This is a genomic window from Falsiroseomonas sp. E2-1-a20 (assembly GCF_051433195.1).
In the GTDB taxonomy this organism is placed as follows: domain Bacteria; phylum Pseudomonadota; class Alphaproteobacteria; order Acetobacterales; family Acetobacteraceae; genus Falsiroseomonas.
Genome location: NZ_JBHMFT010000008.1, coordinates 1 through 12,808, shown reverse-complemented (window position 1 = coordinate 12,808; position 12,808 = coordinate 1). Strand labels below are relative to the sequence as shown.

12 protein-coding genes are annotated in these 12,808 nt (G+C 68.4%); 5 read left to right on the top strand and 7 right to left on the bottom strand.

Features of this window, described 5'->3' with window-relative positions:
• Window positions 1-9: 9 nt before the first annotated feature.
• Genes ACFHPP_RS11880 through ACFHPP_RS11865 form a run of 4 tightly spaced genes read right to left on the bottom strand, consistent with a single transcriptional unit; the run spans window position 10 to window position 2,955 of the window.
• Window positions 10-954: an ATP-binding cassette domain-containing protein gene (locus ACFHPP_RS11880; protein ID WP_437163616.1), complete on the bottom strand. Its 945-nt coding sequence runs from the start codon at window positions 952-954 to the stop codon at window positions 10-12.
• The gene (locus ACFHPP_RS11875; RefSeq protein WP_437163453.1) at window positions 954-1,616 is read right to left on the bottom strand and encodes an ATP-binding cassette domain-containing protein; all 663 of its coding nucleotides are present in this window, start codon (window positions 1,614-1,616) and stop codon (window positions 954-956) included. Before ACFHPP_RS11875 ends, ACFHPP_RS11880 begins: the two co-directional genes overlap by 1 nt.
• On the bottom strand, window positions 1,613-2,365 hold the full coding sequence (locus tag ACFHPP_RS11870) for an ABC transporter permease (RefSeq protein ID WP_437163452.1): 753 nt from the start codon (window positions 2,363-2,365) through the stop codon (window positions 1,613-1,615). The genes ACFHPP_RS11875 and ACFHPP_RS11870 overlap by 4 nt, the downstream gene beginning before the upstream one ends.
• Window positions 2,362-2,955, bottom strand: coding sequence for an ABC transporter permease (locus ACFHPP_RS11865; protein WP_437163451.1), 594 nt, complete (start codon window positions 2,953-2,955; stop codon window positions 2,362-2,364). Before ACFHPP_RS11865 ends, ACFHPP_RS11870 begins: the two co-directional genes overlap by 4 nt.
• On the opposite strand from ACFHPP_RS11865, the gene ACFHPP_RS11860 reads away from it, so the two are divergent.
• Genes ACFHPP_RS11860 through ACFHPP_RS11850 form a run of 3 tightly spaced genes read left to right on the top strand, consistent with a single transcriptional unit; the run spans window position 2,954 to window position 5,915 of the window.
• Complete coding sequence (locus ACFHPP_RS11860) at window positions 2,954-3,394, top strand: FCD domain-containing protein (protein WP_437163450.1); 441 nt, start codon at window positions 2,954-2,956, stop codon at window positions 3,392-3,394. The two genes, ACFHPP_RS11865 and ACFHPP_RS11860, sit on opposite strands and share 2 nt — an antisense overlap.
• The gene (locus ACFHPP_RS11855) at window positions 3,391-4,656 is read left to right on the top strand and encodes an NAD(P)/FAD-dependent oxidoreductase (RefSeq protein ID WP_437163449.1); all 1,266 of its coding nucleotides are present in this window, start codon (window positions 3,391-3,393) and stop codon (window positions 4,654-4,656) included. Before ACFHPP_RS11860 ends, ACFHPP_RS11855 begins: the two co-directional genes overlap by 4 nt.
• Entirely contained in the window at window positions 4,653-5,915 is a 1,263-nt protein-coding gene (locus ACFHPP_RS11850) for an aminotransferase class III-fold pyridoxal phosphate-dependent enzyme (RefSeq protein WP_437163448.1), read from the top strand. The genes ACFHPP_RS11855 and ACFHPP_RS11850 overlap by 4 nt, the downstream gene beginning before the upstream one ends.
• A gap of 694 nt (window positions 5,916-6,609) precedes the next feature.
• On the opposite strand, the gene ACFHPP_RS11845 is transcribed toward ACFHPP_RS11850, so the two are convergent.
• The 3 genes from ACFHPP_RS11845 to ACFHPP_RS11835 all read right to left on the bottom strand — a co-directional run bounded on the left by ACFHPP_RS11845 (window position 6,610) and on the right by ACFHPP_RS11835 (window position 10,823).
• Entirely contained in the window at window positions 6,610-7,605 is a 996-nt protein-coding gene (locus ACFHPP_RS11845) for a replication protein RepA (RefSeq protein ID WP_437163447.1), read from the bottom strand.
• Between the two features lie 2,028 nt (window positions 7,606-9,633).
• Complete coding sequence (locus tag ACFHPP_RS11840; RefSeq protein ID WP_437163446.1) at window positions 9,634-10,110, bottom strand: 3'-5' exonuclease; 477 nt, start codon at window positions 10,108-10,110, stop codon at window positions 9,634-9,636.
• A 479-nt stretch (window positions 10,111-10,589) separates the two neighbouring features.
• Window positions 10,590-10,823: a hypothetical protein gene (locus ACFHPP_RS11835; RefSeq protein ID WP_437163445.1), complete on the bottom strand. Its 234-nt coding sequence runs from the start codon at window positions 10,821-10,823 to the stop codon at window positions 10,590-10,592.
• A 287-nt stretch (window positions 10,824-11,110) separates the two neighbouring features.
• On the opposite strand from ACFHPP_RS11835, the gene ACFHPP_RS11830 reads away from it, so the two are divergent.
• Together ACFHPP_RS11830 and ACFHPP_RS11825 are read left to right on the top strand one after the other, a co-directional pair.
• A complete protein-coding gene (locus tag ACFHPP_RS11830; protein ID WP_437163444.1) occupies window positions 11,111-11,983 on the top strand; it encodes an HAD domain-containing protein in 873 nt (290 codons plus the stop codon).
• A gap of 324 nt (window positions 11,984-12,307) precedes the next feature.
• Entirely contained in the window at window positions 12,308-12,508 is a 201-nt protein-coding gene (locus tag ACFHPP_RS11825) for a hypothetical protein (RefSeq protein WP_437163443.1), read from the top strand.
• Window positions 12,509-12,808: the final 300 nt, after the last annotated feature.

Below are 12,808 nucleotides of genomic sequence, written 5' to 3'. Positions count from 1 at the left end.
TACATTCAGCTATTTGCCGGCTGGAGATTGCCGGCCGCCCTGGCTCTCCAGCCGCGGCGCGGCGTCCAGCAATGCGCGGGTGTAGGCGTGGCGTGGCGCATCGAAGACTTGGTCGCGCCCGCCTTCCTCCACCACCTGGCCGTGCTGCATCACCACGACACGATCCGCGATCTCCCCCACCGCGGCCAAATCGTGGGAGATGAACAAGCAGGCGAGTCCATGCGCCTTCTGCAGGTCGCGCAGCAGGGTCAGGATCTGCTTCTGGATGGTCATGTCCAGCGCCGAAACCGGCTCATCCGCCATGATGAAATCGGGCCGCCGCACCAGCGCGCGGGCGATCGCCACGCGCTGCCGCTGGCCGCCGGACAGCGCATGCGGATGCCGCGCGCCGAAGCCGGCGAGGCCCACGGCATCCAGCATCGCATCGACGCGATGCAGCCGCTCGACCGTGGAGAGTCCGGGCACCAGGCGCAGCGGTTCATCGACGATCTGCGCCACCCGCATGCGCGGGTCGAGCGAGGAATAGGGGTCCTGGAACACGATCTGGCAGGCCAGCCGGAACGGCAGCAGGCCCGGGCCCCGCGTCCGGGAGATATCCTGGCCGCGGAACAGGATGCGGCCGCCGCTGGGTTCCACCAGCCGCAGCATGGCGCGGCCGAGCGTGGTCTTGCCAGAGCCGGAGCCCCCGACCAGGGCCACGGCTTCCCCCGCATGCACGGCCAGGTCCACGCCCCGCACCGCCTGCACCGCACGGCCGCGGGTGAAGAAGCGGCGGCGGCCGGCGAAATCCACCGTCAGCGCCTCCGCCCGCAGCAGCGGTTCGGAGGGCGCGCGTGGGATGGGAGGCGGCCCGCGACGCGGCAGCGCGTCGACCAGGGCGCGGGTATAGGCCTCCCGCGGTGCGGCCAGCAGCGCGCGGGCGGCGCCTTCCTCGATGACGCGGCCGCGGCGCATCACCAGGGCGCGGTCGGCATAGCGCGCGACCAGGCCGAGGTGTGGGTGATGAGCAGCACGGCGCTGCCCTGTTCGCGCGTCAGCGCCACCATCAGGTCCAGCACCTCCGCCTGGGTCAGCGTATCCAGCGCCGTGGTCGGCTCATCCGCGATCAGCAGCTTCGGCCGCAGCAGCATGACGGAGGCGAGCATGATGCGCTGGCGCATGCCGCCGGAGAATTCATGCGGGAAGGCGCGCAGGCAGGCGGCAGGATCGGCGATGCCGACGCGGGCCAGCATCGCCTGGCAGGCGCTTGTGATCTCGGCGGCGCGCAGCTTCGTGTGCAGCGCCAGCCCCTCCGCCATCTGCACGCCGATGGGCAGCGCGGGGTTCAGCGAGGTCATCGGCTCCTGGAACACCATGCCGATGCCGGGGCCGCGAAGCGGGCGCAGGTTGCCGGGATGCAGCGCGGTGCCGTCGAAGGTCACGCTGCCGCCCAGCATGGCCAGCCCCGGCGGCAGCAGGCCGATGACGGCGCGTGCGGTCGCGGTCTTGCCGGAGCCGGATTCACCGACCAGCGCCAGGATCTCGCCCGGCGCCAGGTCGAAGGACACGTCCTGCACCGCGATGAAGTCCGGCTTCGCGCCGATGCGCATCCGGTCGACGCTGAGCAGGCTGGTCAATTGCGCGGGTCCAGCAGGTCGCGCAGCGCATCGCCCAGCAGGTTGGTGCCGAGCAGGCACAGCGCGATCATCACCCCCGGCGCGATGGACAGCCAGGTGGCGGATTCCAGGTAGGGACGCGCGGTGGCCAGCATGTTGCCCCAGCTCGGCGCCGGCGGCGGCACGCCGAGGCCGAGGAAGGACAGCGCGCTTTCCGACAGGATCACCCAGCCGAACATGGAGGTCGCCAGCACCGTGAGCGGCGAGACGCAGTTCGGCAGCACGTGGCGCCACAGGGTGTAGGCCTCGGAATTGCCGAGGGCGCGGGAGGCCTCGACGAACTCGCGTTCACGCAGCGACAGCACGCTGCCGCGCACCACGCGGGCGACGGCCGGCGCATAGGCCAGGCCGAGTGCCAGCAGGATGCCCGGGAAGGCCAGCAGCGCATCGTTCAGCGCCATCAGCGCGCGGTCCGTCCAGCCGCGGAAGAAACCGGCCAGCAGGCCGATCGAGATGCCGAGCAACATGGCGACCAGCACCGTCACCGCCGCCACCGTCAGGCTGGTCTCGGCCCCGGCCATGAGCCGGGACAGCACGTCGCGGCCGAACTCATCCGTGCCGAGCCAATGCAGCTCCGAAGGCGGGTTGAGCCGGCGGCGCAGATTGACGGCGCGCGGGGCGTAGGGTGTCCAGAAGGCAGCGGTGATGGCGATGGCGGCGACGGCGGAGATCAGCACGCCACCCAGCAGCAGGTTGGCCCGGACCCTCATTCGGCCGTCACGCGCGGGTCGAAGGCGGAATAGGCGAGGTCGACCAGCAGGTTCACCTCCACGTAGATCGCAGCCACGAACAGCATGACGCCCTGAACCACCGGGTAGTCGCGCTGGAAGATCGCCTCCACCAGCAACCGGCCGAGGCCCGGCAGGGTGAACACCGTCTCGATCACCGCGATGCCGCCCAGCAGGTTGCCCAGTACCAGGCCCACCAGGGTCAGCGTCGGCGCGAAGGCGTTGGGCAGCGCGTGCCGCCGCATCACCGTGAACTCCGACAACCCTTTGGCGCGGGCGTGGCTGATGTAATCCAGCCGCAGCACGTCGATGGTGGCCGCGCGCGCCATGCGCGTCAGCACGCCGACCTCGACCAGCACCAGGGTTGCCACCGGCAGCACGACGTATCCGGCCGCCACCAGCGGATCCTCGCCGAAGCCGACGAAGCCGACCACGGGCAGCCAGCCGAGCTTCACGCCGAACACCAGCAGCAGGATCAGCCCGAGCCAGAAGGAGGGGATGGAGAGCATGAGCGTGGCGACGCCGACCACCACCAGGTCCGTCAGCCGGTTCTGCTTCCAGGCCGCCAGCATGCCGAGCGGCGATGCGGCCTACCGCTTCCGCATCGCGGTCGAACCGGCGGCGCTGCTGGAGCCCGGCCACGCGCTGCCCGCCGGTTTCGCGGCCGAGATGCGGCTGGGGCACCGGGACTTCCTGGAGACGCGGTGGCACGATTCGCGCGCGGTTGCCTTCTTCGAGCTGAACGCTGCCTTTCACCACGGCATCGTCGCCGCCTCCGGCAACCGCTTCTTCCTGGCGGCGACGGAACAGCACAACCGGCTGCGGCGCCTGCTGAACTACGGCTGGGTGCTGGGGGCCGATCGCGTGCGGCAGAATGCAACGGAGCATCTGGCGATCCTCGATGCGCTGGAGTCCGGGGACCACGCCGCCGCCTCCCGCCTGCTGCGGGACCATTTGCGGGCGGCGCAGGCGCTGACCGGCGAGCTGGCGCGGCTGCGGGGCGCCGCATGACGCCGCTCTGGGACGCGACCGCGCCGGCCGGCCCCGCGCTGGCACCGCTGCGCGGCCCGGCGGAGGCCGAGGTCGCCATCATCGGCGCCGGCTATTCCGGCCTCTCCACGGCGCTCGCGCTGGCCGAACGCGGCGTGGCGGTGACGGTGCTGAAGGCGGCGGCGCCCGGGGCCGGGGCCTCCGGCCGCAATGGCGGGCAGGTGATCCCGGGCTTCAAGCATGACGTGGCCGATGCCGTCGCGCTCTATGGGCCGGAGCGTGGCGCGGCGCTGTACGCCCTCGGCGCCGCTGCGGCGGAGACGACCTTCGCGCTGATCGCGCGCCACGGCATCGCCTGCGATGCCTCCCGCAGTGGCTGGGCGCAGCTTGGCGACACGGACGCGGCGCTGGCGCTGATGGCGCCCCGCCTCGCCTCCTGGCAGCGGGCCGGCGCGCCGGTGCGGGCCCTGTCGCGGGAGGAAGCGTCGGCGATGTTCGGCACCCGGGCCTATCTCGGCGGCTGGCTGCACGCCGGCGCCGGCAGCGTGCAGCCCCTGGCCTATGCCCGCGGCCTGGCGCGCGCAGCACTGGCGGCGGGCGCCACCCTCCATGCGCCGTCCCGCGCCACCGCCATCCGGCGCGAGGGACAGGATTGGCGCATCACGACGGCGGAGGGCCATCTGCGGGCGCGGCGCGTGCTGGTGGCGACGAATGCGCTGGCGGGCGATGTGTGGCCGGGCCTGGCCGATACCATGATCCCGGTCTGGAGCTTCCAGATCGCGACCCGGGCCGGCGTGGTGCCGGCCGACATGCCCGTGGTGCCGGACACGCGCCGCGTGCTGCGCTATTTCCGGGCGGATCGGGATGGCCGCCTGGTGGTCGGCGGCAAGGGCCGGCTGCGCGCGCCGCGCGGCCCGGGGGATTTCGGCACCCAGCGGCACATGCTGGCGCGGCTGTATCCGCACCTCGCGGAGGCGCCACCCGACTACGGCTGGGGTGGCCAGGTGGCGATCACGCTGGACCGCCTGCCGCGGCTGTTCGCGCTGGATGACGGCGTCTTCGCCACCATCGGCTGCAACGGCAAGGGCATCGCTTGGTGCACGGCCCTGGGCCCGGAACTGGCGACGCTGCTGATGGGCGGCGAAACCCTGGCGCTGCCGCCGGTGGAAAAGCTGCGTCCGATCCCGCTGCATCGCCTGAAATCGCTCTACGCCGCCGCGGGCAGCGTCTGGTTCCGGCTGCGGGACCGGCTGGACCGCGCAACCCCCGCGAGGCCAAGATGAACGCAGACCCCCGCCCCAACGCGCTGTCCGAAGCCTTCTGGATGCCCTTCACCGCGGCGCGCGCCTTCCGCGAGGCGCCGATGATGTTCGTGGGCGCGGAGGGCATGCACTACGTCGAATCCGGCGGGCGGCGCGTGCTGGACGGCATGGCACGCCTCTGGTGCGTCAATGCCGGCCACGCGCATCCGCGAATCACGGAGGCGATCCGCGCCGCGGCCGGGCGGCTCGACTTCGTCTCCTCCTTCCGCATGGGCCATCCCGGCGCCTTTGCCTTCGCCGAACGCCTGGTGGCGGTCGCGCCAGATGGGCTGGAGCACGTGTTCTTCAGCAATTCGGGCAGCGAGGCTGTGGACAGCGCACTGAAGATCGCCCGCGCCTACCATCGCGTGCGCGGCAATGCGGGCCGCGTGAAATTCATCGGCCGCGCGAAATCCTACCACGGCTTCGGGTTCGGGTTCGGGTTCGGGTTCGGGTTCGGGTTCGGGTTCGGCGGATTGTCGGTGGGCGGCATCGGCCGCCACAAGCGGGATTTCGGCACGCTGCTGCCCGATGTTCATCACCTGCCACTGCCCTACGACCCCGCCCACATGGGCTTTCCCCGCGGCAGGCCAGACCACGGCGCGGAACACGCCGATGCGCTCGATGCGCTGCTGGCGGTGCAGGACCCGTCCACCGTCGCGGCGGTGATCGTGGAGCCCGTCACCGGCTCCGGCGGGGTCTACCCGCCACCGCTCGGCTATCTGGAGAAGCTGCGCGCCATCTGCGACCGGCACGGCATCCTGCTGATCTTCGACGAGGTCATCACCGGCTTCGGCCGCCTCGCCACCTGCTTCGCAAGCCAGGCCTTCGGCGTGACGCCGGACATCATGACCTGCGTCAAGGGGCTGACCAACGGTGCCGTGCCGATGGGCGCCACGCTGGTCTCCGCCGCCGGCCTCGCCGCTCTGGAAGCCTATGAGCAGGACGGCATCTTCGAGAACGCTGCGGCCATGGCTGTTCCCTTCGCCGATGCGATCCACGCGCTGCGCGACGCGCCGCATGTGGTGGATATCCGCACCATCGGCATCCTCGCCGCCATCGAACTCGCGCCGCGTGGCGGCACGCGCGGGCCCGCCGTCGCGGGTCGCTGCTTCGCGGATGGCGTGCTGGTGCGGGCGGCGGGCGACATGCTGGTGCTGTCGCCGCCGCTGGTCCTGGCGCAGGCCGACATCGACCGCATCGCGCAGACCATCCGCGACGCCCTGCGCAACGTTGCTTGAAGCGGTCGCGCCCGAGTCAGATGTTCCGGGTCAAAGGACCCTGGGATATCCTGGACGCTGCGGCGCAGGTGCAGGCGGCAGGTTCGTCGCCCACACCATGGTCGGCCGCACCAAGGTGAGTGTTCCCCCCGTATCGGCGGATGACCGCCGCCACTGGCGCTCAGATGGCTGCGGCAGCACTGATCGATATTCACTTCCCGGCGGAAGGCTGGGAGGACCTGGGGGGATCACTCACTGGCGCTCCTGGCGAGACCCCAGTGGTCGAATCGACGCCGCGGCGGCGCCAGGCACGATATGGGACAAATGTTCCTCATCAAGTCTCGGCTGCGGTGGAGATGGGGGGATTACTCACCTGGCGCTCCCGGAGACGGCTGGGGCGGAAGAATGAGAAGGCCTTCTCATCGTGCTGCGGTGTTTCGGCACGACGGAGGTTAGTCGGCGCATTCGACGTTGGCGGTCATGGTGGTTGTTCCGGCTTCGATGCCCACAAGCTTCTCGACCCGGTGAAGACCGCCGTCCGGGCAGCGGCAAGGTAGATTGCATGTCGGAACTGGACGGAGGCAGGAGGCAAAGCCTGGCGTCTGCCTGCTCGTGAAGGGGGCGCCGCACGGCGCGGCGGTCAGGGCTGCTGAGGGCGGCCAGGCGCGGGCCCTGGCTTCAAACCAGATCGGCCCGCCCTATGTGGGGGGATCACTCACCTGGCCCTGGCGCGCCGTCCAACAGGGGTGAGTTCGCCCCCCACCGGCACAAGGCGCCGGGTCACCGGCGGCTGGGACGGGTAGAGTACCACGCCCTCTTCAGCCAGTTCTACGCGCGCCTCCGGATACGCGGCGACGGCAGGACCGAGGGCCTTGATGAAGTCGCGCTTGAAGGCGCTGATCTTGGCATAGTTGCTGCCGAACTGCTCGCGCAGCGCGGCCCAGCGGACCGGGGTGCGAGCCTTCAGCGTATGCAGGCGATAGGCAAGCCAGATATAAAGATCGAGGCTGGTGGAGCGGTCGGACAGTTCGCGGAGGGCCGCCTCCCGCAGCGGAACGGGATGCTTCTGCAAGGCCTCATAGAAGACCTCGTCCAACAGCACGCTCTCCTGCCACAGGCCCTGTTGCCGCTCGTCATTGCTGTCCGCCAGGTGGAAGCGGAGCCCTGACCGTACGAAGCCGCCTTTCGTCCACCCATCGCTGTCCTCGCCTTCCCAGAAGAACTTGAGGCTGCAGGCCGCGATCCGGGTTGCCTGCTCGCGCAGGGCCTTGCCCGTCTCGCCACCCCAGGAGAGGCCCATCCGTCCCAACCAGTCCCGCATGGATCGGCCAAGCTCGACCTCGCGGGACCCGGTCCTGACAGCCTGCGTCTGCAGATAAAGCAGGATCATGCGGGCACGCGCTCCGTAAGGCACGCCGTGCAGCTTCGCCGGGCCACGTCCGATCTTCATCCGTCCCGGCTCGATGAGCAGCGTCACCCTGTGGCCCTTCTTTTCCCACGGGTGTTCATCGGGCAGGCGCTTGTGCGGGAGACCGGTGAGGCAGAAGCCGGTGTAGGTGATGCCGATGCGGCCGACGTCGTCGCCCATGACCTCAGCCGCGATGTCCACCAGCCGCTTCTGTTCCGGTTCGACCATCGCACGCGCCGTATCGCGTCCGTGCACGAGAACCAGGCGCCGCGCGCCGAAATCGGGCTCTCCTTCAATGCTCATGGACTCGCCCCGGCGCTGCTCAACGTTCACTACGGAAGCGTGCGATGACCGCTTAGGTCAATGGGGGGATTACTCACCAGGCTATTTGGAAGAAGTTGATTCTGAATCTAGTAGAAGGGGTGAGTGCTGCCCCTGTGGACAACCGCGATTCCGTGAGCAGCCCCCCCAGTTCCGTGTGTAATCCCCCCAGGACAGGCGCGTTTGCCGGTGGATCGGCTCTGGGTGAGTGATCCCCCCACCAGCGCCGAGTCGGGGGTCGATGCTGGCCGGCTGAGATTCTCACTCACCGTCGACCCTGCTGTGCGAACAAGCGGCGAGGCAGGCGCTCCCTTGTCGGGCCGGCAGGCCATGCCAATGAGCGCTGGCACCGTCCAGCGCCCGGTGCGCTGCCGCCCCGGGCTGTCAATGACGGCCGCGGTCGGACTGACCTCGCGGCCGGTGATCCCTACCGCCTGCGACCCTCCTGGCACGGCATCGGCTGGCCGCAGTTCTACCGTGCAGTCGCGGCGCCACACGGATATGGGGTTCATGACGCCCTGACCGGTGAAGCGTCCTGTCGTGAACTTGCCGCTGAACCGAAACGGCCAACGGGGATGCCCTGTCGGGCCACCTTCCTCGGTACCGTGGAAGGTGGCCCGGCCATCCTCGCGGACCACACCCGCCACCTGCCAGATTGTCCTGCCTCCCGCCGCATCGGCAGTTGCGTACCTGCCGGAGACCGTGACCGTGACCCGGGTGCGGTAGCGGGCGTGCGAATCGCTGGCAGTGCCAGAGCAGTGGAGGCTTCCATTCCACGTCCCATCAAGAGTCTGAGCCATGGCGAGATTCGACCAAAGCATTGCGAACAGCCAGGCCCCCTTGGGCGCGGGCCAATTTCTTCGCTTTCAGGGCCGGTGGATCATGGCAACCTCGTCGCGGGCAGCGATCCGAGTCCAGGCCCCCACTTTCGATCCTCAAACCATCTTCAAGCCTTAAAAAAGCCAAATTTAACTATAAAGCAAATTGACCGTCGTCTTATGCAGGTCGACGGCGGTGACGGCTGGGCAGCGGAGAGCCTCTTCCGCTACCCAGAGCCCATCCTGCAGTTTTGGAGCTGCGACGAGGACTAGGTGCGCGGGCATAAGCCCGAATCTTGCCAGGCCCGGAGGCCCCGCTTCCGAGTTGGGGCCGATCCAAAGCGTTGTGCCAGAACTCCGCGCGGCAAGAAGGGCAGCGAAGGCGGCGCGGGGACCGCAACCGCTAATGTCGCTCGCGAGCTCATGGACAGCGCCGCGGGCAAGCCCTCCACCTGGCAGATGCGCGTCGATGGCTGCATTCGATATCGCCCGGTTTTCGCCGTCGACGACAGCCGGCCTCTCCAGTCTCCCAATTCGGGCACGTAGGGCTGCGAGTGTCGCTTCTTTTTCCATATCCACGAGGCTCGCTCTCAGGCTGGGCCGATACTGATCGTGCGCATCGGGCCGGCGCGGTCCACCGGTACAGCCCCCCGGCGAAGCAAAGAACAAAAAAAGAACACGATTGAAAGCTAGGCGTTTCCGGCGCGGACCTTCGGCGAAAAGAAGGGGGATTCGGAGCGTGTTCGGCTGTGCTATCGGGCCGCAATGAGCATCATAGCGGCGGGCGCGCGCGGTATGGCGGTGATCGACTGCGCATGCGGCAAACGGACTGCGGTTTCGGCCGTCCGCCTACTGGCAAGGCTCGGGGCAAGCTTTTCCTCGGATAGGTTGGGCGAGCGGCTTCGGTGTTCCGCCTGTGGGGCGCGGCCTATCCAGGCGCGGATGGTCTCGATCGGCATGGCGCAGAAGATGCTGGCTGAGGTTCGGCAACCTCACCTCGCCTCTGGAGGACCAGGGCCATGATCTAGATACCTCCGGTTTGGCCGGGCGTTATGCCGGGACCCGTGGCGAGGGCCACCGGCGGCGATAGGCGCTGGCGTCGGAGATGGTCTGCCGGGGCACATCTGGGGACATGGCATCGCACCACATCCACGCCTCGCGGTGTGCATCTTCGGCGGCGGCGTGGGTTGCTTCAGGTGCGGCCAGGATCATCCTGACGACGCGCGAGCGGGAGATGCCGGTTCTGCGTGCCGCGGCGGCAATCAGATCTCCGGATTTGGATTGGCCATGAGCAGGATGACCAGGGCTGGCCGGCAGCCGCTGCCAGGCGCTTCAGCCAGAAGGCGTCAGCACCTGCTGGCCCGGTGTCCGCGATAAGCGTGCGTCCGCCGAGCGCCCGGTCGATCTCGCGCGCGACGCGGGCGGGATCGAAGCCTTCGCTCCGCAGCTGGTCGAGCGTCAGGCCGTGAACTTGCTCGGCTGTGGTGCTCCATGCGTCCTGATTGTCGAGCCATGTTGCGGCTGGCCGTATCAACCAGGACAGCAACAGGATTTCCCAGTCTCCGCCGCCAAGAGCGGAGGGGAGGGCAATGCCGATTTCGATGGGGTAGCTGTCCTCGGAGAGGCCGGAGGCTTCTATATCCAGGAAGCAGCGAAGGGCGTCGGTCATTATGATGGGCAACCTAGATCATCGAGGGTGTGCGGGCGACGGGGCGCCACGGGCGGAAGAGATCCTGGCCCGACTGAAGGCGGCGGTGGATGAGGTCGAGCGTCTTAGCGCCGAGCTTTTCGCCCTAGATGCGGCGAACCCGGCCCTCGCCGAGGTCACTGCGACGGTCAAATCTGTCTTTGGGGAGGACGGCGCGGCTCGATGGTGGCTGCAGCCTATATCCGGACTGGGAGGCAAGGTCCCGCGGGAGTTTGCCATCGGATCACCAGAGGGTGCCGATGTGGTCAGAAGTCTCGCTATGCAGATCGTGGTCGGGACGTGTGCCTAAGCGGAGGAGGTGTGCGGTAGGGTAGGGGGGCTTGAAACCCGGCCCGGCTGACAGCGGGTGAGGCGGGCCGTGTGATCGAATTTCAGGGTAGCCGAGAACGCATCAGGAACATTAAGATGGCGGCATGCCCCGTCCTCCCGTTCACCCGAGCTCAACCCTGCCGCCTATCCCGTCCGCGGTCCTGGCTCGACCGGGAGTGCAGCGTGCAGCCATCGCGCTGATCTTCGAGGCGATCCGTGAGGTTTGGAGGATCCGGCATCGCCATCCTATCGGCGAGGTCGGCCGCTTCGAGGACCGCCGGCTTTTGCGGCTTTTGATAGGTGACCTGAGGCGGCGCCGGCGTCGGCTCACCCGAGATGTCACGGCTGATCAGGTGCGGCTTCATGCCGAGCCCTGGCGGTTGCGCGGGTAGGGGAGGGGGCATGGACAGCCCTCCAAGCGGAAGCCGGATTGGCCGTTATGTCCTCGTCCGCGATTTAGACGGCCGGGTGCACAGAATTGCCGCTACTGCGTTGCCTGCTGTGTGTTCCGATGACGACGGCGGCTCCTTGTTGCTCCTATCTGGTGGCAAGCTTGTGCGGGTTGATCGTCCGGTGATTGAGGTGCTTCGGTGGTTCAGTGGTGAGGGGCCGGCAGATGGCGGGTGAGGGGATGAGGCCACGGGTAGTCTTCATGGACGTCGACGGGGTGCTGCTGACCCGAGGTCGGTGGCTGCATGAGCGCAATGCGGCCGCGCGCTCTCTGCTTGCCGAAGGAACCTGGGAGAGCCGCAGGCAGGCCATGCTCACCGTGTCATTCGACGAGCAGGGGGTCTGGCTGGTCGATCGCCTGGCGCGGCTGGCAGGCGCTCGGATCGTGGTTGCGTCGCTCTGGCGTCGGTCCCTGCAACAGGAGGAGCTAGTCCAGAAGCTTGCCGCTGAGGGCCTCGATATCAGCCTGCTGCACGAGGACCCAGTTTGCGCGGGCGGGGCGAGCACCACGGTGAGCGACGAGGTGCTGGCCTGGCTGGGTTCACACCGCCTCACCCCTAGACCAGCGTGGCCCGAGGAGTGCGGAGATCCGGCCGAAGAAACTAGACGGCTTCGTGACTACACGTCGGCGTTCCATGACGACGGCTGGGATTGGGTGGTGCTCGATGACAGACGCCATCTGCAGCGGTGGGTCCGGGTTGATGGTCTCGCTGGCTTGTGCATGGCCACCTATCGCGTGGCTCTCCGCGCGCTGAGCGGTGAAGACCCGCAGTTTGGCATGTACCCTATTGACGAGGTTCTCTGGCGAGAGGTGGTCGATGCTTTAGATGGCGATCCTGTAGAGGCTGCGGCCTGGATCGAGGGGAGGGTGCCAGTGGCTGATCCCCCGATCGACCTCCTTCGCGGGTGGTGTCAGCGGCGGGCGGCGGGCGTGTTGTCGGGTGTCGGCGTCTCGCTCAAAGAGGTGCCTGGGGCTGATGCCGTAGCCGCATTCCGGGCTCGGCTGGCGCAGGATCGGCCTGCGCAAGAGCCGGAACCGGAGCCGAGTGGAGCGGGCTGCGATGCCGATTTCTAAAGAGAGCGGTCCGAGCGGTGAGGCCGACGAGCGCATGACCGCGGTTGACCGTTCTCGGCGCTTTCGCGCGGAGATTGATCCCGGTAGGACCGCCCCGTCGGGCGCCGAGTTGCTGCGCGAGGTTCGAGATGCGCGAGCCGCTGGTCGGCTCGATCTACTGTTGAATTGGCCCGGTCCGCAGGTTGAGGCCCACTACGCCGAGCTTGGCAGGCAGGTCGGGGCGTACGAGGCTGCGCGGGCGGGTTTGTCGGATGAGCCAGAGGCCAAGGCAGCGGCGCGCGGGGTGCGCCGCCAGTCCATCGCTAAGAGCGGGGGCGAAACAGAATGAGGCGCATCACGCTTGATGAATTGTCAGCGCAGGTGGAGGCCGCGATTGAGCGCGCTGGTATCGTTTACACACCTGAATACGTCGATCGCCTGCGGAACAAGGGCCGGCTCCGCACAGCGGAAAAGCGCGAATTGCTGCGCACCATTGAAGAGCGCGCCCGTGCGGCCGGCCTAGAACCGATCAAGGCCTACTACTAGCGCGAGGCGAGGTAGAGGTCGTCGTCCACCATAAGCGCCTCGCTTGCATCGGTTTCGGCGGGCTGCATATCGTTGTCAGCCGTCATCGCTGCTTCGGCTCCTCGGTCGTACGCAGGGTCAGGCATAGTAACCGGCTGCCTCAGCCATAGGCGTCGATCTCCATCTGCCTGATCATCTCCGCCACCGTCGCAACCCCTGACTCTTCTCCCTCTCGGAGGACCGCCAGCGGGTTCCGGCTCAGGAGCGCGTCCGATGGCGCCACCAGCCAGGACAGCGCTGACCAAGGCGATGTGCGCGCCC